Here is a 25,506-nt window from a genome sequence, read left to right as displayed (position 1 = left end):
ATGAGGATCAGTCCATGTCGCGTCGTTGCGAACTTACCGGGATCGGCCCGATGGTCGGCCATTCGGTCAGCCACTCGAACATCAAGACCAAGCGTCGCTTCCTGCCGTCGCTGAAGACCGTCAAGGTTGCCTCGGAGGCCCTCGGCCAGACCTTCAGCCTGCGTATCTCGAACGCCGCCCTGCGCACGCTGGACTACAAGGGTGGACTGGACGCTTTCATCGTGAAGGCCCGCGACGAGAAGCTGTCGACCGCCGCCCAGCGCATCAAGCGTCAGGTGAAGGCCAAGCTGGCGGAACAGCAAGCGTCCTGATCCCGACGGATCAACCCGATTTCGGAAAGGCCGGTGGAAACACCGGCCTTTTCTTTTGTGGTTCGCCCTCTAAGGTTCCGGCCTTCCTGTGACAGGCCTGCCGGAGACCTCCGTTGAGCAAAACCTTCCGTCCGCTTCTGGTCTCGATGGCCGCCTTTGGTCTGAGCCTCGCGGCCAATGCCCCGGCTCTGGCGCAGGACGAGAGCGAGGGCCGCACCTCGACGGCCTTCACCATGGATACGGGCGGGCCGCGCACGCCCGAGCAGCTGGCCATGCAGTTCGACGTGGCCGATCTGGCGATCAAGGTGCTGCCGGATGACAAGGCGATCGACGCGGTCGCCACCCTGACTTTCACCGCTACCGCGCCGCTGGACCGGCTGGTGGTCGAGCTGGACACGGTGTTCGACGTTTCGGAAGTGGCCGTTGACGGGCGGGTGCTGTCCTCCCGCGACTGGGTGAACCCGGAAGGCCGGATGACCATCAGCCTGCCGCGGCGCTTGCGCGCAGGCCAGAGCGTGGATCTGCGCATCGCCTATTCCGGCAAGCCGCATGTGGCGCGCAATGCCCCCTGGGACGGGGGCTTTGTCTGGTCGACCGCACCGGGCGGAGAGCCGTGGATCGCCACCGCCATCCAGGGCGACGGCTGTGACCTGTTCTGGCCCTGTATCGACCATCCGATGGCCGAGCCGGGCCGCGTGGACCTGCACATCACCATTCCGTCGGACCTGTCGGCGCCGGCCAACGGGCGCTTCCTCGGCAAGGAAGACCACGGCGACGGCTGGACCACCTGGAACTGGACCGCGCGCCAGCCCAACAACTATGCGATTTCGCTGACCGTCGGCCCCTATGTCGAGCTGTCGGGCACCTATGAGAGCCGCTTCGGCAACACCGTGCCGATGCATTTCTGGCATCTGAACAGTACCGATCCGGCCAAGGCCGCGGCCCTGTTTGCCGAATTCCCGCAGCAGCTGGACTTCTTCGAGGCCACCGTCGGCCCCTTCCCCTTCGGCGACGAGAAGATGGGCGTGGTCGAGACCCCGCACCTGGGCATGGAGCACCAGACCATCAACGCCTATGGCAACAACTACCGCAAGGATCACACCGGCTATGACTGGCTGTTGCAGCACGAGCTGGCGCACGAGTGGTTCGGCAACCAGCTGACCAACGTCAACTGGGACGACATGTGGCTGCACGAGGGGCTCGGCACCTATATGCAGCCGCTCTACGCGGGCTGGCTGAACGGCGAGCAGTACTATCAGGCCGGCCTGCTGGAGCAGCGGCTGGGTCTGGCCAACCGTTTCCCGGTCGTGTCGGGCCGCGCCCTGACCGAGGAGGAGGTCTATGAAGGCGATCAGGGCCCGGGCAACGACATCTATTACAAGGGCTCGCTGATCATGCATTCGCTGCGGATGCTGATCGGGGACGAGGCCTTCTTCGAATCCGTGACCCGGCTGGTCTATGGCCGTCCCGATCCGCGGCCGGGCAATTTCGAACCGCGCTATGCCTCGACGCCCGACTTCCTCGCCATCGTGAATGAGGTGACCGGTCAGGACCTGGGCTGGTTCTTCCACGGCTATCTCTATCAGGCAGCCCTGCCCGATCTGGTCACGCGCCAGCAGGGCGACCGGCTGATCATGGAATGGGTGGTGGGCGACGGCAGCGTCTTTCCCATGCCGATCGAGGTCTCGGTCGATGGGCGCGTCCAGACCGTGCCCATGACGGGTGGCCGGGGCGAGATCCGGGGCGTCGGCCCGCACAGCCATGTGCTGATCGACCCGCAGAACAAGGTGCTGCGCCGCCTCGACAATATCGATGCATATCGCGACTACCTGTCGCGGCAGCGGCGGCGCTAGGCCGCGGCCTCAGGCGCGCTCGACGCGCACGGACTGGGACAGCATCTCGCAGCCCCCGCTGGTGGACAGGAAGGCGATGTCGACGGCATCGCGCCCGCTGGCGATCCGCACCAGTCCCTCGACGGGCGCCAGACCCGTGGGATCGACCAGCCACCAGCCGCCGGACAGATAGACCTCGAACACGGCGTGGAAGTCGGGCGGGTCGAGATCCAGCGCATAGGCGCTGACGGCGCGCGCCGGGATGCCCGAGGCCCGGCACAGCGACAGGCCCAGATGGGTAAAGTCGCGGCACACCCCCGCGCGGTCGACAAAGGTGTCCGCCGCCGTGGTCTGGGGCGTCGAAACACCATGGACATAGGCGATATGGCTGCGCAGCCAGTCGAGGATGGCCAGCACCCGCGCGCCGCCGCGCAGATCGGACCACCGCCCCTCCACGAACCGCTCGAAGCCGTCTGACGGGCAATAGCGGCTGGGCCACAGATAGGTCAGGGTCTCGCCCGGAAGGTCGGTCCAGTCGTGCTGGTGCGCCGTCTCCGGCAGAGGGGACAGCGCGCCGTTGTCGACCACGGCCTCATAGGTCAGGCGGACATCGCCCTTCAGGCGGGCCCGCAGGGTACGGGCGCCATAGTCGCGGGTGGTATGGGCCACCCACTCGACCGCGGGCGTGGTCTCGAGCCGCTCCTGCAGCAGCACCTGCCCGGGCCAGCGCGCGGCCTCGATCAGATAGATGGCATCGGTCGGCGCGGGAAAGCGATAGGTCAGCTCGGCGTGGACGCGCAGCTTCATGGGATATCCGAAGGGAGGATCCGGCCCGGCCGGTTGTCTCCTGCACTAGGCCATCCCGGGCCGGGCCGCCAGCCTGCCTCAGGGTTCCAGTTCGATGTCCCAGTAGAGGTAGTCGAGCCAGCTGTTGTGCAGATAGTCGGGTGGGAAGCGCCGTCCCGCGTCCTGCAACTGCCAGGCATTGGGCCGATGCGGCGCATGCAGCATGGGCATGCCTGCCTGGGCCGGGGTGCGGCCGCCCTTCCTGAGGTTACAGGGCGGGCAGGCCGCGACGATATTGTCCCAGGTCGTGCGCCCGCCGTGCGAGCGCGGCACGACGTGGTCGAACGTCAGCTCTCCGCCTGTGCCGCAGTACTGGCAGGTGAAGCCGTCGCGGAGGAAGACGTTGAAGCGGGTGAAGGCGGGCGAGCGGTCCTGGTCGATATAGGTCTTGAGCGAGACCACGCTGGGCAGCTGGATCTCCATCGAGGGGCTGCGGACCACCTTGTCATAGACCGAGACGACGTCGACCCGGTCCTGCCAGACGGCCTTGATCACATCCTGCCAGGGCCAGATCGACAGGGGATAGTAGGAGAGCGGCCGGAAGTCCGCATTCAGCACCAGGGCGGGCCAGCCGGAGGGCGTACGCGGCGCCGTCATGCGACCGGGGTGAACCTCGGCAAGGGCGGCACCGGAAAGAGCAGCCCCCGACAATGAGGAAAGTGAGCGGGACATCATCCCCCTCCGTTCCGCACGGCATATGGACAAGCGACCGGACTGAAGACGACTTCCTCCCCGCTGATGGGAAACCTTATCGTCGATTCGAAGCCACCGCCATGACGAAGACGTGTCGGTTGCGTGAAGTCGCTGGACGGAGCTCAGGGCGCGCGCACGCGGGCGGGGAAGGACGGCAGGCTCCAGCCCCAGGCCAGCGCACCGGCACGGAGCGCAAAGCCGAGCGGCATGGCCAGCACCGCCGCCGTGACATTGCCGAGGCCGATGGTCTTGAAGCCCACATAGGCGACCGCCGCCAGAATGGCCGCTGTCACCGTGATCTCGCGCCGAAGCAGGATCGAGGGCTGTCCTGCCAGGAGGTCGCGCACAATCCCGCCGAAACAGGCGGTGACCGTACCCATGACGATGCAGATCAGGGGGCTGGCCCCCAGAGCCTCGGCCTTGGCCGCGCCCATGACGCCATAGGCCGCCAGACCGATGGCATCCAGCCACAGCAGGGCGCGGAAGCGCCACTCGGGCCGGCCGATGACCCACACCGCCAGCGCCGCCAGCAGGCAGACAGCGATATATTTCCAGTCGACGACCCAGAAGACCGGCACGTCCAGCATCACATCGCGCAGGGTGCCGCCGCCGACCCCGGTGATAGCCGCAAAGAAGCCCAGGGTGACCAGATCATGCTTTTCGCGCGCGGCGGCCAGCGCCCCCGTCGCGGCAAACACGGCCACGCCCGCATAGTCCACCAGATAGAGGTTGGGCAGGATCGGCTGGCTGAGGGTGGCAAGGATCGGCGCCTCGATCATGCGGCGGCCTCCAGCGAAATCTCGCCGCGCTTGACGGCCCCGTACCAGCTCCACAGCAGGTGGGCGGCGACAGAGCGGTGCGGGCGCCAGGCCTCGGCCCGGGCATAGGCCTGTTTCTGGGTCGGGCGGTCGTCCAGCCGGTCGGCCCAGCGCATGGCCTCCTGCAGGGCGACGTCGCCGCCCGGGAAGACGTCGGTCCGCCCTTCGCAGAACATCAGGAAGGTCTCGGCGGTCCACAGGCCCACGCCCTTGATGGCGGTCAGGGCGGCGATGGCCTCGGCATCGTCCAGCCGCTCGAGGTGGTCAAAGTCGATGTGACCCTCGACATGGGCGCGGGCAATCTCGTGGCCGTAGCGGGCCTTCTGGCCCGAAAGGCCAAGGGTCCGCAGGTCCTCGACCGGCCGGGCAAGCACGGCCTGGGGCGTGACCTCTCCCAGGCCTTCGACCACGCGGCGCCAGATGGAGGCGGCCGCGGCCACCGACACCTGCTGTTCGACGATCATGCGAAACAGGCCCTCGAAGCCCCCGGTCCGCAGCCGCCATTCGAACGGCGGGACCGCGTCCACGATCCGGACGAGCGCGGGATCGGCGGCCGTCAGGGCCTGCCGGGCAGTCAGGATGTGATCGGCGGTGGGGGCGGTCGGCATGGCGGGCCTTGATGACAGGGTCGGGACCGGCCACTAGGGTCGGCCCATGCGCAGTCTGGCTGAACTTTGCCATACGATCACCCCCCAATCCGGAGCCGGGGGCCGGAAACCGCCGATCACACGCCCATGACGCTGGTGACGCGTTTTGCCCCCTCGCCGACGGGGCGCCTGCACAAGGGCCATGCCTTTTCGGCACTTACGGCCTGGACGGCCGCACGGGAGGTCGGCGGGCGGTTCCTGCTGCGCATTGAGGATACGGATTTCACCCGGTGCCGGCCCGAATATGAGGCCGGGGTGCTCGAGGACCTGACCTGGCTGGGGCTGGGCTGGGAGACCCCGGTGCGGCGCCAGTCCGACCACCGAGCGGAGTACGACCACGCGCTGGAACGGTTGCGCGAACAAGGCCTGCTGTACCGCTGCTTCCGGACACGCAAGGAGCGGCTGGTGTTGGCCGGGGTGGCGCCGCATGCCGACGATCCGGCGGACCCGGCGGCATTTACCGGGGGCCCGCATGCGCCGGAGGAAGAGGCCCGGCGGCTGGCGGCCGGGGAGCCGTTTGCCTGGCGGTTGTCCCTGGAGCAGGCCCGCCGGAAGCTGGGTGACCTGTCGCGGCTGAGCTGGATCGAGGAAGGCGTCGATCCCGGCCTCCATCACGCCCGGCCCGAGGCGCTGGGCGATATGGTCATGGGCCGCAAGGATATCGGCGCGGGCTATGTCATCGCCTCGGTAATCGACGATGCCGCCCAGGGCATCACCCATGTGATCCGGGGCGAGGATCTGGTCCCGATGACCTCGATCCAGAGGGTGCTGCAGGCGCTGCTGGACCTGCCCACCCCCATTTATCGTCATCATCGGCTGCTACTGGACGATGAGGGGAAGCGGTTTGCCAAACGCGACGGGGCCGTCACACTGGCGCAGATCCGGGCGGACGGCACCTCGCCGCGTGCCCTGAGGGAGCAGCTGGGCTTCCGCGAACCGACAGGGAGCGAACCATGATGCTGAACCGACGCCTGGCTCTGGCCGGAATGGGCACTGTTCCTGCCCTCGGGCTCGCCGTGCCGGCACGGGCCCGGGATGCGGCCTCCGTCGTCGAGGCGGCGCTCGATTCAGCCTTTGCCGCGACCCGGCCCGTAGGTCTGGGCGCCGCCCTGGTCTCGCGCGAGGGTGTGGTGGCCCAGGGCGTGCGGGGCGTGCGCCGCCGGGGCCAGACCGATCCGGTCACGGTCGATGACCGATGGCATCTGGGCTCCAACACCAAGGCCATGACCGCGACCCTGTTCGCGCGGCTGGTCGAGCAGGGCCGCGCCGGCTGGGACCTGAAGGTCGTCGAAGCCCTGCCCGGCGATCACGATCCCGCCTGGGCCGGTGTGCGGGTTGTCGATCTCATGCAGCATCGCGCGGGGTTGAGGGACGACGATGTGCTGGGGCAGGCCTGGTTCATGACGGCCCGGGGCGATCCGGCGAGCCTGCCCGAGCAGCGGCTGGCCGTGGCCCGAAAGGCACTGGCCTCTGCGCCCGGCGGCGCCCCGGGTCAGTTCCAGTACGGCAATGCCAACTATATGGTCGCGGCCGCGGCCATGGAGGCGATCGCCGGTCAGGACTGGCAGTCGATGATGATGGCGCAGGTGTTCGAACCGCTGGGCATCACCTCGGCCGGATTTGGCCCGCCGCCCGAGCCGGCCCCCTGGGCGCACCGCACCTATGGGGGGCAGGAGCTGTCCCTGCCGCCGTCACATCCGGGCGCCGACAATCCCCAGGCCCTGGGCCCGGCCGGTACGGTCCATATGACCATGCGCGACTATGCACGGTTCCTGTCGGTCTTCCTGAATGGCGGGGGCGACCTGGTCGGTGAGAACTCGATCATGCGACTGACGACGCCCGTGACCACACCGCCGCCGGCCTATGCCTGTGGCTGGATCGTGCTGAACCAGCCGTGGGCCAGTCCGGACGGGACGACCCCGGGGCCGGTACTGGCGCACGACGGGTCCAACACAATGTGGTACGCCTCGGCCGCCGTGGCTCCGGCGCGCGACCTGGCGCTGATCGCCGTCAGCAATGACGGCACGGCCGGCGCGCAGGCCTGTCCGGCCCTGCTACGCGCGCTTCTTGCCGGGCTCGCGGTCGCCGAAGACGGCGGGGTCGTCTAGTAGACCCTGATGAAGCGCGACCTGGCCGACTTCTGGAATCTGTTGTGGGAGGCGGCGCTGGGTCTGTGCGCGGCCTTTGCCATGCTGAACCTGTTCGCCCCGCCGCAGGACCTGCCGTGGAAGCCGCTCGATCTGGACCGGCCGATCGGTCAGGCGACGGCCGCCAAGGTCGATGACTTCGAAATCTCGCGCCTCGCCTCGCAAGAAGAGGTGCGCGGCGTGACCGAGGCCTGCATGCAGGTGCTGCGTGACGCCGGGGTCGAGGTCGAGCGCGCGCCCGACCGCGACGACGGCGGCTTCTGCGTGGTACGGGGCGCCGTGCGGATAACCGGGGGCGATGTGACGCCGCTCCGGCCCGGGGGGCTGGTCATGCAGTGCCCGCTGGCGGTCCGCTACGTCATCTGGGACCGGCAGGTCCTGCGCCCGGCGGCCCGCGAGACCTTCGGCAGTGAGGTCGCCAGCGTCGAGAACTATGGTTCCTATTCCTGTCGCCGGATCTACGGGAAGGACGACCCCAGTGCCCGCCCCAGCGAGCACGCCCGGGCCAATGCGCTGGACGTCTCGGGCGTCAGGCTGGAGGACGGGCGGGTGGTCAGCGTCGCCTCGGACTGGGACGGGCGCGGGCGCTCAGGGAGCGAGGGCCGGGGTTTCCTGAAGCGTCTCCGCGACGGCGCCTGCCGGGTTTTCTCGACCGTTCTGACGCCGGACTACAATGAGGCGCACGCCGATCACCTGCATCTGGACGGGGCGCCACGCGGGCTGTGCGCCTGATCCGGCTCCCCTCGGGCGCGAATCAATTCCGGTTGACCAAAAGCCCCCGACGCGAGACAACCCCTACGCAGCCCGGATTTGCGCGGTGTCCAAAGCCGCGGGTCGCTCCTTCGCCTGAACGAGCTTTATCCAGACGGGTTGACGGACACCCATCAGGGTGTTCGCCTGGAAAGCGCGTTTACGGAGACGCATTATGGCGACCGGTACGGTCAAATGGTTCAACCCCACCAAGGGGTACGGTTTCATCCAGCCGGATGGCGGTGGGTCGGACGTGTTCGTCCACATCACGGCCGTTCAGCAAGCCGGCCTGGCCGGTCTGGATGACAACGCCAAAGTCGAATACGAGCTGGAAACCCAGCGCGGCAAGACCTCGGCCGTGGGCCTCAAGCTCCTCTAGGAGCGACTGAGGTTTCAGACCTTTGCGGGCGCGGACTCTTCGGGGTCCGCGCCCGTTTCAATTCCGGAGTGCCCCTCCGGAGCCCGGCGGCGTCATGACGGGGCCGGCCGGCGGGGTCAGGCGACTGGCGCGCTGGGCCAGCACCACCCCGGCCAGCACCAGCAGGCCGCCGATCGCCTGCACCGGGGTCAGGGCCTCGGCAAATATCCACCAGCCCAGCAGGGCCGCGACCACCGGCTGGATCAGGATGGTGACGGCAGTCACCGAGGTCGGCAGCCGCCCCAGCGCCCAGGCCACGCCCCCCTGCCCCACCACATGCATCAGACCCAGCCCGGCACAGGCCCACCAGCCCGACGGCCCTGCGGGCAGGATGTCCTCGCCCAGCAGCCGGGCCACCAGCCACAGCAACGGCACCCCGGCCAGGGTAGCCCAGAAGGTCACACGCAACGCGCCGGCCGTACGTCGCGCGGCCTTCACCGCGAGGAAATAGCCCGCGTACCAGACCGCCACCGACAGCGAAAACAGGTCGCCCAGCAGCGGGTCGGTGCCCTGACCGCCATCGGCCCCGGCAGCCATGGCAAAGGCGCCGGCCAGGGCGAGCGCCAGCGCCACCATGAACCCCCGGCCCGGCCGTTCGCGCCATATCACCCATGCGAACAGGGTCACGACCACGGGCGTCAGGTTGCAGAGCACCGTCGCATTGGCGACCGAGGTCATGACGATGCCGTAGTGCCAGAAGGCCAGATCCAGCACGAAGAACAGCCCGGCCAGCAGCATCCAGCGCGACGGGGCTCCCGGTCCCCGCTCCTCGCCCCTACGGGTGGCCGTCAGCAGGGTCAGCAACGGCAGGGCGAACACGAACCGCCAGAAGCCGGCGGCCGCCGGGCCCGTCTCGGTCAGGCGCACAAGGATCGGGGCAAGGCCCAGCACCATGGCCGCCAGCACCAGCACGGCCAGCGGAAAGGCCGCATGGCGGGTGGCCGAACGGAAAGGGGCGAAAAGCCGGGTCATGATCGCCTCTATCTCTTCTCCCCGAGGCCGGGAAGGCGCTATCAGAAGACATGACCGCTCCCCTTCCCGACGCCGGCCAGAACTGGGTCGATCGCCATGCGCCCGAGGGGCTGAAGCCGTGGCTGAAGCTGGGGCGGTTCGACCGGCCCGTCGGCATCTGGCTGCTGCTGCTGCCCGGCTGGCAGGGGATCGCGCTGGCGGTCGGCTCGCTGGAGCCGGATGCGCCGCCGCTGATCCTCGCATGGCTGGTGGTGGCGTTCGCGGTGGGGGCCTGTCTGATGCGGGCGGCGGGCTGTGCCTTCAACGACATCGTCGACCGCGACATCGATGCGAAGGTGGCGCGGACTGCGGCGCGTCCGGTCGCCTCGGGCCAGATATCGGTGAAGGGGGCCTGGGCCTTTGTCATCGGCTGCTGCCTGATCAGCTTTCTGATCCTGCTGACGCTGGGCCTGCCGGCGGTGCTGCTGGGTGTGGCCTCGCTGGCGCTGGTCGCGGCCTATCCCTTCATGAAGCGCATCACCTGGTGGCCCCAGGCCTGGCTGGGCCTGACCTTCAACTGGGGCGCGCTGATGGGCTTTGCGGCGGCCGCGAGCGCCGCCCCCTTCATCCTGTGCGCCGTGGGCGAGGCCATGGTCGCCTCGGGGCAGTGGACTACATACGGCGTCGCAGCGGGCAGCGGCGAAGCCCTGACGGCAACCGCCCTGCTGCTCTACCTCGGCGGAGTGTTCTGGACGCTGGGCTATGACACCATCTACGCGCTTCAGGACATCGAGGACGATGCGCTGGCGGGGGTGAAGTCGTCGGCCCGGCGGCTGGGCGGAAAGGTCCGCGATGGCGTGGCCTTCTTCTACCTGATCGCGGCGATCCTTGCGGCGGGCGCGGCCCTCGTCGGGGGTCTGTCGCCGCTGTTCTGGATCGGCTGGCTGGCCTGGGGCGCGCATCTGGCCTGGCAGGTGCGAAAGGTCCGCGCCGACGACCCGCAGGGCGCGCTTCGCCTGTTCAAATCCAATAGGGATGCGGGTGTGCTGTTGTTGATTGCGCTTGGCCTTGGGGCGGTCCCGATCGGGGGCTAGAGTGGCGCGAACACAGGAGTTTTCCATGCGTCCCTCCCCGACCCACAGCCTGCGCCTGCCGATGATGGCGCTGGGACTGGCCCTGCCGCTGGCGCTCGCCGCCTGCAATCGCGACCGGGAAGAGCCCGCCCCCGCCGAGGCCACCGCCGAAGCCCCGGCGGCGGGCATGGAGACACCGGCGGCCTCCCCGTCCAATCTGACCTTTGCCGACAAGACGCCGCACGCCACCGTGTCCCTGACCCTGCCCGAGGGGATCAAGGCCGAGCCGGACCTGCATGCCCGCCTCTATGCCGAGGAGGTCCGGAGCCTCCGCCAGTTCGAGGAGGGGGCGCTGGCCGCCCGCACCGAGGCCGAGGGCGACGAGGGCATGCCGGCCTTCGAGAAGACCGTGACCCTGACAATGGCCGGCCAGACCGAGCGGCTGTTCAGCCTGAAGCGGGTCGACTTTGACTATTCCGGCGGGGCCCACCCCAACACCCTGTCGACCGGCCTGCTCTGGGATCGTTCGGCCAGGCGGCTGATCGGGGCTGCCGAACTGTTTCGCAAGGACGCCGATCTGACGGCGCTGGACCAGGCCCTGTGCACCGCCATCAACGCCGCCCGACGCCAGCGGGTGCCCGACGCCCGCACCGTGACGCTGACGGCGCGCGACGGCTGGGCCTGCCCCCGGGCGCGCAACACCGCCTTCGTGCTGGCCCCGGGCGATCAACCGGGCAAGGCCGGGGGGCTGATCTTCCTGATCGGCCCGTATCAGGTCGGCCCCTATGTCGAAGGCGCCTACGAGATCGCCATCCCGCAGAACGCCTTCAGAAGCCAGATTTCCCCGACCTATGTGTCGGAGTTTGCCGGCCAGCCGCGGCGGACGGGGGACGTCACGCCGCGCTGACCCCGCCGCCTAGTCCGCGAGGAAGCGGTCGATGATCGCACTGAACCGCTCGGGCTGGTCCGCCATGATGAAGTGGCGGCTGTCATCGACCCGGATCAGGGTGACGCCCGGCAGGGTGGCATATTCGCGGTGCCACAGGGCATCGGCCATGGCGGGCGGGGCGCCGCCGTTCGCATCCGCGGCATAGACGGCCCAGACCGGCGTGGTCATATCGGCCAGACCCGGACGCAGGTCGGTCAGCATGACCTCCCTGATCGCGCTGGCCAGCGCCTGACGATCCGAATCCATGCTCCAGACAACCATGGCGGCCTGGGTCACCGGATCGTTGGCATAGCCGGCGGCGCCTTGTTGCTGGCCCGCGCGGAAGCTGGCGTCATCGGCCGAAAGGGTGGCGGCGGCGGCCTGTTCGGCGAAGGGGCGCGCCGTATCGACCGTCACCTGCGGGCCGAACAGGGCCGAGAAGAAGGGCAGGCTGTCGACGCTCATCACCTTGCCGACGCGGGCGGGGTACTGCTGGGCCAGCATGAGGGCGCTCATGCCGCCCATGGAGTGACCGATGACCGCGGGCGATCGCAGGCCCGTCTCGGTGATATAGCGGGCCAGCGCGTCGATCACCGGCTGGACGAAGGGGCCGTCGCCATGGACCCACGGCTCACCGGCGAAACCGGCCAGCTGGACCATATGCACCCGGTGGGTGGCGGACAGGCGCTCGGCCTCGGCCCGCCAGACCTCGCGCGAGGAGGCGTACCCGGGGATGAAGATGACGTCGGGCCCGGCGCCCAGCACCTCGACCGACAGACGGTCGGAGGTGAAGGCCGGAGCCGTCTGGGCGAAGGCCATACGCGGCACGATCAGGCTGACGATGCCCCCGGCCAGCAACAGGGCCGAGGCGAGGAACAGGGCGCGCAGGATCCGGCGCCCCACGAAGTGGCGGAGATGCAGCATGGGAAATGTCCTTGGAGTGGGCCTGACGGATCAGGCGTGCGGGTTTTCGAAGATGTCTTCCACCGGGCGGTCGAACACCACGGCGATGCGATAGGCGAGGTCGAGCGAGGGGTCGTGCTTCTCGGTCTCGAGGGCGTTCACGGCCTGGCGCGAGACCCCCAGTTCCTGGCCCAGCTGTTCCTGGGTCCAGCCGCGCTCGACGCGCAGCAGTTTGAGGCGGTTTTTCATCAGCGGCTGCTCCGGATGAACATCGGCATGAAGCCCATCAGCCCCCAGAACACCACATAGACCCACCAGCCCTCGACGTGCGGCGCCTCGGCGAACTTCTCGGCGAAGCCCCAGAAGACGCTGAGGGCGAAGGTCATGCCGGCGGCGAGGATGAAGCGCTTGGCCGTGATCCCGGCGACGAACTCGTCGCTGTCGCGGATGAAGGCCAGGGTCGCCCAGATCTGTCCGGCCACCGGTGCCGCGACGGCCGCCGCAAGGACCCAGCCACTGACGCCACCGACGGTGTCCAGCGCGCCGCTCACGGCCAGCACAAGAGCGACGACATAGCCCAGCATGAAGAATACGGTTCGAAAGGTGTAGGCCTTGGCAGCGGATGTCATGTCACGTCCTCCTGACTGAATGTAAGGACGACCTTACATCACTTGCGTGTCATGTCAACCTGACTTTTCGTCAGGATAGCCTGACTAGCTGCCGGGCCTTTTGTCCGTAGCGCAAAAGGACGCTAGACTGGTCCCATGCCCGCCGCGCCCCGCATTGCTCCCGGCCAGTTGTTCGCGCCCGAAGAGTGGGCGCCGTTCCAGTCGCGCAGTGCCGTGGCCGGGCCGCTGCTGGTGCTGCATTGCTGGGGTGTGATCGCTTTGGCGGTGGCGCTCGGAATATGGATCCCCTGGCTGATCCCGCTCAGCGTCATGATCATCGGCACGCGCCAGCTGGGACTTGCCATCCTGATGCACGAGGCGGCGCACGGGGCCCTGTCGCGCAATCTGAAGCTCAACGACTTTCTCGGCCACTGGCTGTGCGCCGTGCCGGTCGGCGCGTCGCTGGGCAACTATCGCCCCTATCATCTGTCGCACCACCGGTTTGCCCAACAGGCCGAGGACCCCGACCTGATCCTGTCGGCCCCCTTCCCCGTCAGCCCCGCCTCGCTGCGCCGCAAGCTGATCCGCGACCTGGCCGGCCAGACCTTTTTCAAGCAGAGGGTGCTGCTGCCGTTAGCGGCGCTGAAACAATCGCGCGCTCAGGCAGCGACGCTCTGCGAGCCGAGCGATAGCGCCCCTAAAAGGCCCACCGATGACCATGCGTATGAGGCGCTGGTGACCGGCCGGTCGATCCTGCCGTTCCTGCTGGTCAATGCGGGCCTGCTGGCGGTGTTCAGCCTGGCCGGGGTCTGGTGGGCGTATTTCGCCCTGTGGCTGCTGCCGATGGCGACCTGGTTTCCGATGGTCACCCGCATCCGCAACATCGCCGAACATGCCTGTGTCGAGGGCTCGGCCGAGGATGCCTTCCGCGCCGCGCGCACCACCCGCGCCAACTGGCTGGAGCGGGCCTTCATCGCCCCCTACTGGGTCAATTTCCATGCCGAACATCACCTGTTCATGTGGGTCAACAGCTACAAACTACCGGCGCTGCACAAGAAGCTCGACGGGATGGGTTTGTTGCATCGGATGGAGATCGCGCCGAGCTATCTTTCGGTGCTTCGCGAGGCGAGTAGAAAGCGGGACTGACGCCGAAAGCCTAGAGATTGGTCGAGAGTCCAGAGCGTCAGCTGCTCAACGTGTTGTCCCTAACGACATCGAGAAGAAGCAGATCTTCGGTCGCCCTTCTCCCAGGACGGCGTTAGGCGCTGCTCTGAGGAGGAGCAGCATGACCGTAAATTTCGCTGGCCGACGCGATCGTCGGATGGTAACGACACCGCTGTCGGTAATGAACAAGCGGGTTGCAGGCCTTGGCAAACGAAGAACTGATCCAGCGCGGCTATGTCGCGTCTGGCAGCCTGAAGGGCGAGCGGTTCGGCCAGTTCGAGATGCTGAACGTCGGGGCCACGACCGTGGATCAGCTGGTTTTGGCGGGAGTCGAAGCGACCGTTCCCCTCTCGGTGGATTATCCCTTCTCCGCCTACAAGCCGCCGAAGCGGCCTGGGAATGCGCGGCCGGACCGGGTCTACCTTCGGCGGGACGGCGACCGGCTGCGCGCTGTTGCGACTGGAGAGAACAAAGCCCCCAAAAAGTTCAAGAGCGAGGCCGACCTACTAAGGGCCGACGAACAGGCCTACTTCGCGGCCGCCGCGCTTGGGGTTCATGTGGCGATCACTTCGGACGGGTCGAGCGACCGGTACATCGACGTGCAGGAGACGACCAACCGAGGGGTTCTGCGCTACTTCGACGAAAATCGCGACTTCAACCCCGCCGTTCTTCAAAACCTCTTGGCCGGTGACGCGGGAGTGTCAAAAGACCCTAAGCCGCTGGCCGAAGCCGTATGGCAGAGCATCTGGCACGCGACGAAGGCGGAGCCGAAGGAGTGCCTGCTCACCTTCACCGAGATTTTCACTCACAAATTCCTGTCCGACAATCTCTCCCGCGCAGTCCTCCCGGAAGCCTACCGGTTTCACAACCTTCTGAAGGATCCCGCCGAGTTCATGCGCGAACACGGCATAACCGCGATCGAGTACTACTTTCGGACAATTCGCCCAAAGATCATCGAGTTGTTCCCGGCCGGAGTAGCCGCCGAGGATTCTGCGACGGCGAGCCTGTTCGGCCTTCCGGCGATAACGTCTCCGACTTCGATCGTGGATCAGAACGCGTTCTTCCGCGGGCAGGGAACCCTGTCCGGCCACAATCGCACGTTCCTTGAGATCCTAGAGGCCTTCGAGCGCTTTGGTCCTCTGACGGAAATCGATCCCGAATTTAAGGAGCGGCTTTACGAGACGTTCCTTCGGCGTTCGGCGCGCCAGCAGCGCCTCGGGCAGTTCTTCACGCCCCGAAACGTCGTCCGGCCCATGGTCCGGATGGCCCAGTTGGACAAGCTTAGGGACGGCGCGGTCCTGCTTGACCCTGCTGCAGGGGTCGGAGGCTTTATCCTCGAGCCGCTTCTTCTCGAAGAGAGTCTTCCCGGTAACATTCGGTTTGTCGGAGGGCGTCCGAACCGACGGGTTCGAGCGATTGGCATCGATGTCGATCCCGGGCTCCACATGCTCGCCAAATCGAACATGCTGATCCACCTGGCGGAAGCGCTGCGCGACCCTGACGTCACGATTGCCGGGATCAACACGGCGATGGCGGAAACCTTCGTCTTGATGAACGGAAACGAGACTCTCGGCTCTCTAGAGAACCCGCCGCGAGATACCGTCGACGTTATCCTGACCAACCCCCCGTACGTCACCCAAGGCAGCGCGATCTACAAGCGCGAGATCGAGGACCTTCAGGGCTCTCGCAACGGACTGAACCTGCGCGACTACTACAACAGCGGCGGGTTGGGAGTAGAGGCGCTGTTTATGCGCTACATGTCGGGTGCTCTGAGGCCCGGCGGCCGCGCGTTCGCTGTGGTGCCTCTCGGAATGCTCAACCGTACTGACCCGAAGATGAAGGAGGAGTTGCTCAAGGAGTGCAACCTGCTGGCCTCGATCCAGCTGCCCCGAAACACCTTTTTCAACACGGCACAGAAGACCGCGATCCTCGTCCTTGAGAAGCGGAGGACAAAGGTCGAAGCGCGACCGCCCGTCATCTGCGCCATTGCTCGATCCATCGGCGAAACACTTGACTGGCGCCGGATCCCGACTCCTGACGATAACGATCTCGACGCCATCGCAACAGCTTTCGTGAAGGCGAGCGAAGGCGACCCGTCGGCGACCGAGGAATTCCCGTTCATTCGCAGCGTCCCCGCTGACCAGTTCGGATCGCGCGACCGCTGGGACGTCACCCGCTTTTGGTCAGACGCGGAACTGGTCGAACTGGGCGTTCGGGATGGGGCCATCTCTCGTGGGGAGTTCGTGACAGAGGCGCAGGCGCGCATCGAAGAAATCGCAGAGGAGCTGACTTCCGCACGCACCGAACTGGACGACCTTACTCACGGACCGACCGTTGAGGTCACACTAAACGACACTGCGTTGTTCAATGTGAGATCAGGTACGCGCGTCCGAACAGCTGACGTGCGCGAACACCCGGGGGACGTCCCCATCTACAGCTGCTTCAAAACGGCAGGTGAAACCAAGGGATCGGCCGACCGCGAATGGTTGGAAGGCATCGGCATGACGATCGAAAGTGCGCCGATCGTGACCGTCAACGCGAACGGAGCCTCAGTGGGTAAAGTCTACGTCCGCGACGAGGTTTGCGCCGTAACTGACGACGTCATCGTCATCGATGTTCGACACCCTGCGCTCGATGTCGGTTACGTGGCTGTCGAACTTCGCTCCGCAGTAGCGGCCGGGGGTTTCCTGTACGAAGCCAAGTTGTTCGTTGGGAGAGTCAAGGAACTCCGAATCAAAGTGCCGGTAACGGCCGAAGGCACCTTCGACATCGACCAGCAAAGGAAGATCGCTGCCGCCGTGACACGTTTCGAGGACACCCGCTCGAAGCTCGCCGAGGTCGGGGAATGGAGTGAGAGTGCTCGGGTCGCGTAGTTCCTGAGCGAAAGGCACGCATTGCGTCGGCGTAACGTTGGCTACACCCGTCCGTGACGGCCGGCTGTTACGTCGCGGCGCCCGGTTCCGCGTCACATATGCCTTCCAGGTCGCCCGGTGTGACAGGCGGCAATAGAGTCCACCCGAATGTTACACCGGGAGGGACGATGGCGAGGATCGGATACGCGAGGGTCAGCAGCGCGGGACAGGACTACCAACTGCAGATCGACCGGCTCGCCCGAGATGGTTGCGCGCCCATTCGCGCGGAGAAGGTAAGCGGTGCCGCTCGGGAGGGACGCGGCGAACTCGGAGCGATCCTCGACTTCATTCGCGAAGGGGATGAGTTGGTGGTCGTCAGGCTCGACCGCCTCGCCAGATCGACGCGGGACACCCTGAACATCGTCGCCGAGTTGGAAGCCAAGGGGGCCAGCCTACGCGTGCTTGATCCCGAGATTAGCACCGGTGGAGACCTCGGCCGTATCGTAATCACGACCTTGGGAATGGTCGCGGAACTTGAACGGTCCTTCATAAAAGAGCGACAGCGGGCCGGGATAGCCGCCGCAAAGAAGCGCGGGATCTATAAGGGCCGACGCAAAACCGTCGATCCCTCGACGATACGGGCGCTCTCGGCTCGCGGCATTGGTCCGACCGAAGTCGCTCGCACGCTCGGCATCTCACGGATGACCGTCTATCGCGAACTGAAGGACACCAAAGGCGCTCCATGACCGGTCAACGGCTCCGGCTGTAGGGCATCTACTGGCATTCGGAAGTCACCTCGTCTGCTGCGCGGGCTGGTTTAACCAGCGGCACGAGGACGGACCGAACTAACCAGTATTTGATTGTGACAGATTTAAGAACGTCTGGCGAAAATCTGGCGAAGGTGGCGATTCTCGTTGACTCGTTACTTCGCCGCGATTAGAAGGCCGCAACCTGATTTCAGGTCGTCCCGCTCCGGGACCATGGACGTCGCGCCTCGTGCGCGTTGGGTAATGCGGTGGATCGACGCCCCGCACGTCCGCCAACGGGTTCGGTTTTCCGCACCATACTGGCTGCCCCGATCCCGTTGATCGGAGACCACGACATGACGAATATCGTCACCACCTCGGCAGCACGTCTTGCCGACATTCGCCAGCGGCTGTCTGCTGACATGGCGAGCCAGCTTCTAACCGACCGCGCCCGCCAGAAGCTGTACCTCGAAGCGGCGATCACCTACGCGGCGCTCGGGGGCCACGACAGCCGCGAACTACGCGACGCCAGCGCCAAGTGTGGCGCAAAACCGAACACCACGGGCTGGCCGGGTCGCTGGCTTATGGCGGGGCTGACGGGCACGAACTGGAATGCATTTTCGGAAGACGACAAGTCCGCCCGAAACGACCAGCTGCAAAGCCTCGCGGGCATCATCCGCGCGTCCATATATCTTGCGGGCGGCCTCCCTGCGCTCGCGGACATGAGCGTTGCGGAGCTCGAGGCCAAGTTCGGCAGTCCGTTCCAGGCGGCCGTCCGGAAAGCCCTGTCGGATGAGACTAAGGGCAGGAAGGCGTCGGAGGGCCTCTCCGAAGCGGACCTCACCGGCGTAGATGAGTCCACCGAGCGCGAGGCGCAGCTGGACCTTCTCGAAAAGGTTCGCGGCCTCGGGACTGTCGGAACGCTTTCCAACTTCCGTCCCAGCAAGCCCGGCCAACCGTTCCTGCTGGTGGGCTACCCGGATGAGAACGGCTGCCACGTCGCGAGGGAGATTCCAGTCAGCTTGAGCGCGCTGAGCGCGATGCTGCCGCCTCCCAACCTCGACGAGTTGGACCAGATCCTCAACGGCATCAGCGAGCACCTTCTCCTGACCAAAGCTCTGTTGCCCAACCGGCCCAGCCTACTGCCGGTAGATTCACAGGTGGAGACGATTACCGAAGCGACTCCCATGCGCATCTCGGGTCGTACAACGAAGCTGCGGGGAGACCGGCTGACCACCAGTCTCAGCCACATGAGTGCTCCGGAGATGCTGGTCGTGACGGCCCTCTCTGACGGCGCGACGCTCCCTTCAGGTCCGTACATCTTCCACCCGCCAGCCCGCGCGAGGTTCGAGGCCGATGTGGCACCTGAGAATCTGCGCCAGCACTTCACGTTCGATGGGGTTCAGAAAGACGCGAAGCTGAACGCCTTGACCTTCAAGCGCGCCCGGAGCGGTAAACCGGCCAAAATCGGCCTCATCCCGGCCGGCGACTGGGGGAGTAATCCGGAACGCAACCCGTTCGCCCACCGTCTGAGCGACACCTACCGAGATGTCGGCGTACGCTCAATTCGTGGCGACGTACTGGCCCGACTGAGGTCCGAAATCCTCGACAACAAAGCGGCCCGCCAGGCGGATGCCGTCGATGTCCGGATGAAGGAAGGCAACGTCCTGCTCAAGGCAGGTAAGGCTTCTACCCTCCAGTACGACGCACTGCTGGACGGCGGAGCAACGGACGACCTGCGCCTGTCAGTTCCGATGAAGGACCTCCAGGCCACACTGACGGCAGCGGTCGCTGGGACCGCCGACGACCAGGTCGGCATATCCGGCGACAAGCGGGGGGTGGTTTGCGTCTCGTGGACCGGCCGGGGCGCGACCCATCGGGTCTACATCGCGAGTGTCCTCGCCGACACGACGCGAGACCACGCCGATCTCTTCCAACGCTACGACAAGACCTCGGCCTAGGAGAAGGCGACGGACGGCGGCGCAAGTCGCCGTCCCGCCAGCAGACCATGACGAACCTGATCCTGAACCCTGATCGGGCGCAATACGCGCCTGCCCTTCAACTCGCCTTCATCAACGGCCCGGGACCGCGCTCTCGGCCTTTGCCCGCTGGTTTAACCAGCGCGGAACTCGACATCCTCCAGCCGCGCTCTGCGGTTTTCACGCCCTTCGCCTTGGTCAGCTACGGCCAGTTCATCAGAACTGTGGGAGCCCCCGCGCCCGGCATCCTCGCGACGCGTGACCGGTCGGCCACAACGATCATCGGTGACAGCGGAGGCTTCCAGTTCATCAGCAAGCCCGGCCTGTATGAAGGCCGGCCGACCGTCCTGAAAGCGCTCGGCTGGTTGGAAGCCAACTCCGATCTAGCAATGACGGTGGACATTCCCACTCGGGCGATCGGCACCGAGACGTGGCCCACATTCCAGTCCTGCCTGAACGACACGCTAGCGAACTTGGCGGTCATGGCTGCCGAGAGGACGCCGGGGAAGATCCGATTCCTGAACGTCCTACAGGGCCGCGACTGGAAGGAGTGCCGCGCCTGGTACGACGCCGTGAAGACGTATCCGTTTGAGGGGTGGGCGTTCGGCGGGGGTGCGCGCGAACTTCCCACTATGCTCCGCCTTCTCGCCCTGATGACGAAGGAGGGGAACCTCGGCGGCCGGTTCGGCCACATACACGTCCTCGGGACCAGCAGCCTGTCTCGGGCCGTCCAGCTCACTCAGATCAAGCGCGTACTTCGCGACGCCGGATTCGAAATCGAGGTCACCTTCGACACCGCCACGCCCAGCCATCACGTCAAACACGGTCGGATCATCGTCGGAATGAACGCGGCGAAATTTGCGGCCCAAACCGTGAAGATGCCTATGTCCCCGGACTACGTCAGATCGGCGCTGCCCCTGCCCGGTGCAACGCTTGTGGGTCAACGCAGCGTCGTCCGCGACATCCTTGGTCCTGCGAGGTCCGGCGCTCAGTACGCCCTCGACGGCGTGGGCTCTCACCTGCTCGTCCACCACAACATCGAACAGCAGCTACGTTTGATGGAGGAGGCGGGACGAATTGCCGATATGGCCATGCTCTCGGGAGACGGACGTCCTGTGGACCTTCTCCAGCGCCTCATGGTTATCGACAAATTCCTGACCTGGCCGAACCCCTTGGACGCTTCAAAGCGGCTGACCGGTGTGGCGTTGGACCCGCTGGAGGACGAGAAGAACGGCGAACGCTCGTAGCTGAACCGCCGAGCCCGATGTCGGAGGATAGGCCGCGCCGATACTCTGCGCCCATGCCCGAACCGCTGACTTCGGTCCCGAGGATAAATAGATCGAAGGGGCTGGCTTCACCCGGTCGGCCTCTTCGGTTTTCCTCTGGAGGTGCAGATGGCGAAGATGGACTGGCAACGAAACAAGCATGCAGGGCGCGCCCGAGAGGCCGCCTTCGCGCCCCCCCCAGCCAAGAAGGAGTGCTGGTCGCACATCAAACGCGAGCCCGTGCGGATCTACACGGCTGCTGAAATCGCCGCTTGGCAGAACGCTCTGAATGGTGGCGCGCAATGATCCCGCCAGCCGTTACAACCGTCGCTTACAGGGCCTCCATCACCGACCTTGTGGCGCAACTAAAACCGGCCCTGGCGATCACGCTGGCGTTCAATCGTGACACCACACCGGCAGGTGCCGCCCAAGACCTGAAGCACCTGCATGCGCGTCTGGACCGGTTGGTCCTTGGTCGGTTGTGGGCCAAACGCGTGGACGACCGGTCGATCTACCTGGCGGTGATCGAGCACGTCGACACGAACCTACATATTCACTTAGCCCTCAGCTGCGCGCCCGAGTTCGTCGATCAGATTGCGGCGGCTGTAGGGGGCATCTGGAAAAGCATGGTCCCCACCGGGTCGGTCAAGGTAAGAGACGCGTACGACGCGGCCGGCTGGGGCCGATACATTTCAAAGGCCATCACGCCGGGGACTTGTGACCTGCTCCTGACGTCTTAGACGCCATCGCCATAGGCTGATCCATCAAGCTACACTTCGCGACGCGTCGGTAGCCGGTCAGCCGCTTAACCGCCCGCTGCGAACTGGTCTCCCAGGTCCGCAGTGGTTAAGCCATGGACAGAGCGGACGACACGAAGCGGCAGACCAGCCAGACAGAACCGCTTGATGAAAACTCAGAACGAACACCGACAAGAACGCTGTCACTCATCCCCAAGCTATCTTCCATTTCCGTTCCTGACTCTTTGCGGCGGTTGGCGATGTCCGCTTCGAGGCAAGGCGCCGATCAGCCGCCGAATGTGCAGGTCTCACTCTTAGCGGCTGTCGGCGAGGTCCGACGTTCGATGACGCTCGGTGCAGTGGGGCTAGATCGACTGGACCGACTTGCTAGAGCCTCGCTAACCGAGACAGCAAAGCGGCCGTCACTACGTACATCGCAACGGTGAGAACACACCCCGCCAGCAGAGCCGGCCAGAATGCTACTCCCCGCCGTATGAGCCATGGCACCAGCAGGAACATTGGCAGGCTGGGCAGGACGAACCAGAAAGTCGCCTCAGCATGGCTCGCCATGCGGACTGGATCGCGGGTGTCCCGCCAGAGCCACATCATGCCGAGGATGGAGACCAGGGGCAGGGAGGCGATCAGCGCTCCCCAGCCCGGCCAACGGCGGGCAACCTCCGACGCGACCGCGATCAGCACACCGGAGATCGCCGCCTTGGTAAGCAGGTAGAGCATGGTCGCCTCCTAAGCGAGCCGGGTTCTCCGGACCGCTTCCAGATAAATCGCGGGAAGGACGATCATGTTCAGGACCGTCGAGGTGGCGAGGCCGCACAGGATGACCACGGCCATCGGAGCCTGGATCTCGCTGCCCGGCTGGCCCATCGCCAGGGCCAGGGGAACGAGCGCCAGTCCGGCGGCGACGGCGGTCATGAGGATGGGCACCAGCCGCTCCTCCGCCGCCTGACGGACGGCCTGCTCAAGATCGCTCACGCCCTCCACCTCGCGCAGATGCTTGATGTGGCTGATCAGCATGACGCCATTGCGGGTGGCGATGCCGAACAGGGTGATGAAGCCGATAATGGTGGCGACAGAAAGCACACCGCCGATCAACCACAGCCCCACCACCCCGCCGACCAGCGCCAGGGGCAGGTTGAGCATGACGATCCCCGCGTCGCGGCTCGAACCGAACGCCTGGCGCAGCAGCAGGAACATGCCGATCAACACCACCAGGCCCAACGCCAATAGGGTGCGCGTGGCCGAAGCCGCGCTCTCGAACTGACCGCCCAACTCGATGCGTGCGCCCTCGGGCAGGTCCATCGGCTCCAGAACCTCGCGGATGTCGGCGACGACTGCGCCGAGATCGCGTCCCGAGACGTTGGCGAGAACCAGCTGGACCCGCTCCACGCTTTCCCGCGAGATGGCGTTCGGTCCCTGATCGCGGACAACGTCGGCGATGGCGGACAGGGGTATCAAGCGCCCGTCGTCGGCAGAGAGCAGCAGGCTTTCCATGCCGAGCGGATCGTTCAGCGTCGCGGGATCGTAGCGGACGACCACTTCGGTGATGACCGGGCGCTCCAGCAGCGTGCCGACCGTCGCGCCGCCGACGGCGGTGGCGACCGCGTCCGCCGCCTCGTTTGGCGTCAGTCCCGCCAGAGCGAGGTCAGCGCGGCGGAAGCGAAGGCGTAGGTAGGGCACCTGACTCTGCGTGTCGGTCTGCACGTCGACCGCGCCGGGCACTTCGGCGACCCGCGACTGCACTTCGTTCGCCAGACGGGACAAGGTCGCGCTGTCGGGCGCGAAGACCTTGATGGCGATATTGGCCCGCGCTCCCGACAGGATGTGGTCGATGCGGTGCGAGATGGGTTGGCCGTAGATAGCCTGCACGCCGGGGATGCCCCCCACGGCCTCGCGCAGGCCGTCGAGCAGTGCCTCGCGGTCGCGCCCTCCGGGCTTCAGCGTGGCCTCGATCTCGGACGCAAAGACCTCCTGCGCATGGGGATCGCCGGGCGCGCGGCCCGTTCGGCGGGCGGTGGTGATGATCTCCGGCTGGGCCAGCATCGCGGCCTCGACCTGGGCGGCGGCTTCGTCCGAGGCTTCGAGAGACGTGCCGGGCAGTGTCGTGACGTTGACCGTCAGACTGCCCTCGTTGAACTCGGGCAGGAAGGCGCGACCCGACAGCGCCAGACCGACGCCCGCGACGACCACCAACGCCACGGAGATCGCGCCGAGCAGACGCCAGCGGGGCAGCAGGTCGACCAGACGATGCGCATAGGCGGCTTTCATCCGGTGGACCCATTTGGGTTCGCGACCCAGCGCCCTGTCCGACCGCGACAGCACATCCAGACCCAACACCGGCGTCAGCGTCAGGGCCACCGCAAGGCTGGCGAGCAAGGCGACGCCATACGCCAGCGCGAGCGGCTGAAGCAGCCTGCCTTCGATGCCGATCAGGCCAAAAAGAGGCAGGAAGACGAGCAGGATGATCAGGGTCGCGAAGACGATTGAACCTTGCACCTCGACCGTGGCGTCGCCGACGATCTTCAGGGTGCCGCGACGCTCGCTCTCGGGCTTCTCACGTTCGATGCGAAGTCTGCGGACGATGTTCTCCACCACGATGATGGCGTCGTCGACCAGCACCCCGAGCGCAATGGCGATGCCGCCGAGCGTCATGGTGTTGATGGTGCCGCCCACGGCGTTGACCGCCAGCAGCGCCGCCACCACCGACACGGGGATCGCAGCCAGGGTCACAAGCGTCGCCCGCCACGAGGCGAGGAAGACCAGGACGATGATGGAGACCAGCACCAACCCCTCGATCAGGGCCTTGATGACGTTGTCGACCGCGCGCTCCACAAAGTCGGCCTGACGGAAGACCTGCGTCTCCAGCTTCATGCCCTGCGGAAGGGCGCGCTGGAGGTCGGCGAACACCCGATCCAGCTCCTTGGTGAGGGCGAGGGTGTTGGCGTTCGGTTGTTTCTGGATGGCGAAGATGACGGCGGGCTGACCGTTGTAGGAGCCGGTGCCGCGCTTCAGCCCCTCGCCAATGCGCACGTCCCCTACGTCGCGCGCCAGCACCGGCACGCCGCCCTGCTCGCCTACCACCACGTCGCCAAAGTCTTCCGGATGGGTCGCTCGCCCGACGCCCTCGACCAGAAGCTCCTGGCCGTTCTGCACGACCACGCCTGCTGAACGGTTGGCGCTGGCGGCGCTCAGCGCCTCGACCACATCGTTGATGCCTACGCCGCGCGCGCTCATGCGGCCCGCGTCGACGACCAGCTGCACCTGTCGCTCGTCGCCCCCGATGGTCATGACCTCCGCCACCCCGGGCACCGCCAGCAGGCGACGGCGCACCGTCCAGTCGGCGACGCTCTTCAGCTCCGTTGGCGAGTGGGTTTCGGACCGCAGGGCCACAAACATGATCTCGCCCATGACCGATGAGGCCGGAGCCATGACCGGGGGCGGCAAGTCCTCTGGCAGCCCGCCCGCCGCCGATCCAAGACGCTCCGAGACGACACGCCGTGCCTCCGTCGGGTCGGTGCTCCAGTCGAACTCCAGCGTCACAACGGACAGGCCGGTCGTCGAGTTGGAGCGAATGCGGCGCAGCCCCGGCGCACCGTTGAGGGCCGTCTCCAGAGGCAAGGTGACCAGTTGCTCGACTTCGGTCGGAGTGTAGCCGTGCGCGTCCACCACGACCTGCACGGTGGGAGCGGTGAGGTCGGGCAGCACATCGACGGGCGTGCGGAGGGTGACGAAGGCCCCCCAGATCGTCAGCAGGGCGGCGACCGCATAGACGAGCAGCCGATTGCCCAACGACCAGTGAACGAGGCGCGAGATCATGCCGGGC

Annotated in this window: 25 protein-coding genes; 15 read left to right on the top strand and 10 right to left on the bottom strand. The window is 66.4% G+C overall.

All coding sequences use genetic code 11. The annotated features are described in order from the left end of the window. Positions 1-14: 14 nt before the first annotated feature. Together rpmB and J7346_RS04685 are read left to right on the top strand one after the other, a co-directional pair. Positions 15-311, top strand: a complete 297-nt coding sequence (gene rpmB / locus J7346_RS04690) for a 50S ribosomal protein L28 (RefSeq protein ID WP_209118273.1) — start codon at positions 15-17, stop codon at positions 309-311. 113 nt (positions 312-424) lie between these two features. Next, positions 425-2,164, top strand: coding sequence for a M1 family metallopeptidase (locus tag J7346_RS04685; RefSeq protein ID WP_245157655.1), 1,740 nt, complete (start codon positions 425-427; stop codon positions 2,162-2,164). Positions 2,165-2,173: 9 nt separating this feature from the next. Here J7346_RS04685 and J7346_RS04680 read toward each other — a convergent pair whose 3' ends face one another. From J7346_RS04680 to J7346_RS04665, 4 genes are all read right to left on the bottom strand, one after another. Further along, positions 2,174-2,950: a transglutaminase family protein gene (locus J7346_RS04680; protein ID WP_209118272.1), complete on the bottom strand. Its 777-nt coding sequence runs from the start codon at positions 2,948-2,950 to the stop codon at positions 2,174-2,176. A gap of 78 nt (positions 2,951-3,028) precedes the next feature. After that, positions 3,029-3,586 (bottom strand): HNH endonuclease, encoded by a 558-nt coding sequence (locus tag J7346_RS04675; RefSeq protein ID WP_209118596.1) that lies wholly within the window; start codon positions 3,584-3,586, stop codon positions 3,029-3,031. A gap of 218 nt (positions 3,587-3,804) precedes the next feature. Continuing rightward, complete coding sequence (locus tag J7346_RS04670; RefSeq protein ID WP_209118270.1) at positions 3,805-4,461, bottom strand: trimeric intracellular cation channel family protein; 657 nt, start codon at positions 4,459-4,461, stop codon at positions 3,805-3,807. Further along, a complete protein-coding gene (locus J7346_RS04665; protein WP_209118268.1) occupies positions 4,458-5,108 on the bottom strand; it encodes a DNA-3-methyladenine glycosylase in 651 nt (216 codons plus the stop codon). Before J7346_RS04665 ends, J7346_RS04670 begins: the two co-directional genes overlap by 4 nt. A gap of 126 nt (positions 5,109-5,234) precedes the next feature. Between J7346_RS04665 and gluQRS the strand changes: the two genes are divergently transcribed. The 4 genes from gluQRS (at position 5,235) to J7346_RS04645 (ending at position 8,423) form a co-directional block, all read left to right on the top strand. Beyond that, complete coding sequence (gluQRS, locus tag J7346_RS04660; RefSeq protein ID WP_209118267.1) at positions 5,235-6,104, top strand: tRNA glutamyl-Q(34) synthetase GluQRS; 870 nt, start codon at positions 5,235-5,237, stop codon at positions 6,102-6,104. Next, positions 6,101-7,255: a serine hydrolase domain-containing protein gene (locus J7346_RS04655; protein WP_209118265.1), complete on the top strand. Its 1,155-nt coding sequence runs from the start codon at positions 6,101-6,103 to the stop codon at positions 7,253-7,255. The genes gluQRS and J7346_RS04655 overlap by 4 nt, the downstream gene beginning before the upstream one ends. Positions 7,256-7,264: 9 nt before the next feature. Beyond that, the gene (locus J7346_RS04650; protein WP_209118263.1) at positions 7,265-8,026 is read left to right on the top strand and encodes an extensin family protein; all 762 of its coding nucleotides are present in this window, start codon (positions 7,265-7,267) and stop codon (positions 8,024-8,026) included. A 193-nt stretch (positions 8,027-8,219) separates the two neighbouring features. Further along, positions 8,220-8,423 (top strand): cold-shock protein, encoded by a 204-nt coding sequence (locus J7346_RS04645; protein ID WP_209118261.1) that lies wholly within the window; start codon positions 8,220-8,222, stop codon positions 8,421-8,423. Positions 8,424-8,480: 57 nt separating this feature from the next. On the opposite strand, the gene J7346_RS04640 is transcribed toward J7346_RS04645, so the two are convergent. Continuing rightward, positions 8,481-9,434, bottom strand: a complete 954-nt coding sequence (locus J7346_RS04640) for a DMT family transporter (protein WP_209118259.1) — start codon at positions 9,432-9,434, stop codon at positions 8,481-8,483. A 50-nt stretch (positions 9,435-9,484) separates the two neighbouring features. On the opposite strand from J7346_RS04640, the gene J7346_RS04635 reads away from it, so the two are divergent. Next, complete coding sequence (locus J7346_RS04635) at positions 9,485-10,507, top strand: UbiA family prenyltransferase (RefSeq protein WP_209118257.1); 1,023 nt, start codon at positions 9,485-9,487, stop codon at positions 10,505-10,507. A 25-nt stretch (positions 10,508-10,532) separates the two neighbouring features. Further along, positions 10,533-11,393, top strand: coding sequence for a DUF3298 and DUF4163 domain-containing protein (locus J7346_RS04630; protein WP_209118255.1), 861 nt, complete (start codon positions 10,533-10,535; stop codon positions 11,391-11,393). Positions 11,394-11,402: 9 nt separating this feature from the next. Here J7346_RS04630 and J7346_RS04625 read toward each other — a convergent pair whose 3' ends face one another. Genes J7346_RS04625 through J7346_RS04615 form a run of 3 tightly spaced genes read right to left on the bottom strand, consistent with a single transcriptional unit; the run spans position 11,403 to position 12,946 of the window. Continuing rightward, the gene (locus tag J7346_RS04625) at positions 11,403-12,338 is read right to left on the bottom strand and encodes an alpha/beta hydrolase (RefSeq protein ID WP_209118253.1); all 936 of its coding nucleotides are present in this window, start codon (positions 12,336-12,338) and stop codon (positions 11,403-11,405) included. Between the two features lie 30 nt (positions 12,339-12,368). Beyond that, positions 12,369-12,566: a helix-turn-helix transcriptional regulator gene (locus J7346_RS04620; protein WP_123287885.1), complete on the bottom strand. Its 198-nt coding sequence runs from the start codon at positions 12,564-12,566 to the stop codon at positions 12,369-12,371. After that, complete coding sequence (locus J7346_RS04615) at positions 12,566-12,946, bottom strand: hypothetical protein (protein WP_209118251.1); 381 nt, start codon at positions 12,944-12,946, stop codon at positions 12,566-12,568. The genes J7346_RS04620 and J7346_RS04615 overlap by 1 nt, the downstream gene beginning before the upstream one ends. Positions 12,947-13,081: 135 nt before the next feature. Between J7346_RS04615 and J7346_RS04610 the strand changes: the two genes are divergently transcribed. The 7 genes from J7346_RS04610 (at position 13,082) to J7346_RS04580 (ending at position 21,671) form a co-directional block, all read left to right on the top strand. Then, positions 13,082-14,071 (top strand): fatty acid desaturase family protein, encoded by a 990-nt coding sequence (locus J7346_RS04610; RefSeq protein ID WP_209118249.1) that lies wholly within the window; start codon positions 13,082-13,084, stop codon positions 14,069-14,071. Positions 14,072-14,292: 221 nt separating this feature from the next. Beyond that, positions 14,293-16,962 (top strand): N-6 DNA methylase, encoded by a 2,670-nt coding sequence (locus J7346_RS04605; protein ID WP_209118247.1) that lies wholly within the window; start codon positions 14,293-14,295, stop codon positions 16,960-16,962. Positions 16,963-17,129: 167 nt separating this feature from the next. Continuing rightward, on the top strand, positions 17,130-17,687 hold the full coding sequence (locus J7346_RS04600) for a recombinase family protein (RefSeq protein WP_209118245.1): 558 nt from the start codon (positions 17,130-17,132) through the stop codon (positions 17,685-17,687). A 356-nt stretch (positions 17,688-18,043) separates the two neighbouring features. Continuing rightward, entirely contained in the window at positions 18,044-19,648 is a 1,605-nt protein-coding gene (locus tag J7346_RS04595) for a hypothetical protein (protein ID WP_209118244.1), read from the top strand. Positions 19,649-19,695: 47 nt separating this feature from the next. Beyond that, the gene (locus J7346_RS04590; RefSeq protein ID WP_209118242.1) at positions 19,696-20,913 is read left to right on the top strand and encodes a hypothetical protein; all 1,218 of its coding nucleotides are present in this window, start codon (positions 19,696-19,698) and stop codon (positions 20,911-20,913) included. Positions 20,914-21,060: 147 nt separating this feature from the next. Beyond that, entirely contained in the window at positions 21,061-21,237 is a 177-nt protein-coding gene (locus tag J7346_RS04585) for a hypothetical protein (protein ID WP_209118240.1), read from the top strand. Continuing rightward, entirely contained in the window at positions 21,234-21,671 is a 438-nt protein-coding gene (locus tag J7346_RS04580) for a hypothetical protein (RefSeq protein ID WP_209118238.1), read from the top strand. The genes J7346_RS04585 and J7346_RS04580 overlap by 4 nt, the downstream gene beginning before the upstream one ends. Before the next feature lie 384 nt (positions 21,672-22,055). Here J7346_RS04580 and J7346_RS04575 read toward each other — a convergent pair whose 3' ends face one another. Together J7346_RS04575 and J7346_RS04570 are read right to left on the bottom strand one after the other, a co-directional pair. Next, positions 22,056-22,403, bottom strand: a complete 348-nt coding sequence (locus J7346_RS04575; protein ID WP_209118236.1) for a DUF3147 family protein — start codon at positions 22,401-22,403, stop codon at positions 22,056-22,058. 9 nt (positions 22,404-22,412) lie between these two features. Continuing rightward, on the bottom strand, positions 22,413-25,499 hold the full coding sequence (locus J7346_RS04570) for an efflux RND transporter permease subunit (RefSeq protein ID WP_209118234.1): 3,087 nt from the start codon (positions 25,497-25,499) through the stop codon (positions 22,413-22,415). Positions 25,500-25,506 lie beyond the last annotated feature (7 nt).

This window comes from Brevundimonas sp. A19_0, from assembly GCF_017744255.1.
GTDB lineage: Bacteria > Pseudomonadota > Alphaproteobacteria > Caulobacterales > Caulobacteraceae > Brevundimonas.
Note: the sequence above shows the minus strand (reverse complement) of the source record. Positions and strands in the feature narration are given on the sequence as shown.

What these genes read in the sequence shown, in the direction of transcription:
- J7346_RS04575 (WP_209118236.1), bottom strand. Translation starts at nt 22,403, where the DNA reads ATGCTCTACCTGCTTACCAAGGCGGCGATCTCCGGTGTGCTGATCGCG.
- J7346_RS04680 (WP_209118272.1), bottom strand. Translation starts at nt 2,950, where the DNA reads ATGAAGCTGCGCGTCCACGCCGAGCTGACCTATCGCTTTCCCGCGCCG.
- J7346_RS04615 (WP_209118251.1), bottom strand. Translation starts at nt 12,946, where the DNA reads ATGACATCCGCTGCCAAGGCCTACACCTTTCGAACCGTATTCTTCATG.
- J7346_RS04630 (WP_209118255.1), top strand. Translation starts at nt 10,533, where the DNA reads ATGCGTCCCTCCCCGACCCACAGCCTGCGCCTGCCGATGATGGCGCTG.
- J7346_RS04595 (WP_209118244.1), top strand. Translation starts at nt 18,044, where the DNA reads ATGACGAATATCGTCACCACCTCGGCAGCACGTCTTGCCGACATTCGC.
- J7346_RS04670 (WP_209118270.1), bottom strand. Translation starts at nt 4,461, where the DNA reads ATGATCGAGGCGCCGATCCTTGCCACCCTCAGCCAGCCGATCCTGCCC.
- J7346_RS04585 (WP_209118240.1), top strand. Translation starts at nt 21,061, where the DNA reads ATGGCGAAGATGGACTGGCAACGAAACAAGCATGCAGGGCGCGCCCGA.
- J7346_RS04675 (WP_209118596.1), bottom strand. Translation starts at nt 3,586, where the DNA reads ATGACGGCGCCGCGTACGCCCTCCGGCTGGCCCGCCCTGGTGCTGAAT.
- J7346_RS04625 (WP_209118253.1), bottom strand. Translation starts at nt 12,338, where the DNA reads ATGCTGCATCTCCGCCACTTCGTGGGGCGCCGGATCCTGCGCGCCCTG.
- J7346_RS04590 (WP_209118242.1), top strand. Translation starts at nt 19,696, where the DNA reads ATGACGAACCTGATCCTGAACCCTGATCGGGCGCAATACGCGCCTGCC.
- rpmB (WP_209118273.1), top strand. Translation starts at nt 15, where the DNA reads ATGTCGCGTCGTTGCGAACTTACCGGGATCGGCCCGATGGTCGGCCAT.
- J7346_RS04635 (WP_209118257.1), top strand. Translation starts at nt 9,485, where the DNA reads ATGACCGCTCCCCTTCCCGACGCCGGCCAGAACTGGGTCGATCGCCAT.
- J7346_RS04650 (WP_209118263.1), top strand. Translation starts at nt 7,265, where the DNA reads ATGAAGCGCGACCTGGCCGACTTCTGGAATCTGTTGTGGGAGGCGGCG.
- J7346_RS04620 (WP_123287885.1), bottom strand. Translation starts at nt 12,566, where the DNA reads ATGAAAAACCGCCTCAAACTGCTGCGCGTCGAGCGCGGCTGGACCCAG.
- J7346_RS04665 (WP_209118268.1), bottom strand. Translation starts at nt 5,108, where the DNA reads ATGCCGACCGCCCCCACCGCCGATCACATCCTGACTGCCCGGCAGGCC.
- J7346_RS04640 (WP_209118259.1), bottom strand. Translation starts at nt 9,434, where the DNA reads ATGACCCGGCTTTTCGCCCCTTTCCGTTCGGCCACCCGCCATGCGGCC.
- J7346_RS04655 (WP_209118265.1), top strand. Translation starts at nt 6,101, where the DNA reads ATGATGCTGAACCGACGCCTGGCTCTGGCCGGAATGGGCACTGTTCCT.
- J7346_RS04645 (WP_209118261.1), top strand. Translation starts at nt 8,220, where the DNA reads ATGGCGACCGGTACGGTCAAATGGTTCAACCCCACCAAGGGGTACGGT.
- J7346_RS04580 (WP_209118238.1), top strand. Translation starts at nt 21,234, where the DNA reads ATGATCCCGCCAGCCGTTACAACCGTCGCTTACAGGGCCTCCATCACC.
- gluQRS (WP_209118267.1), top strand. Translation starts at nt 5,235, where the DNA reads ATGACGCTGGTGACGCGTTTTGCCCCCTCGCCGACGGGGCGCCTGCAC.
- J7346_RS04600 (WP_209118245.1), top strand. Translation starts at nt 17,130, where the DNA reads ATGGCGAGGATCGGATACGCGAGGGTCAGCAGCGCGGGACAGGACTAC.
- J7346_RS04610 (WP_209118249.1), top strand. Translation starts at nt 13,082, where the DNA reads ATGCCCGCCGCGCCCCGCATTGCTCCCGGCCAGTTGTTCGCGCCCGAA.
- J7346_RS04570 (WP_209118234.1), bottom strand. Translation starts at nt 25,499, where the DNA reads ATGATCTCGCGCCTCGTTCACTGGTCGTTGGGCAATCGGCTGCTCGTC.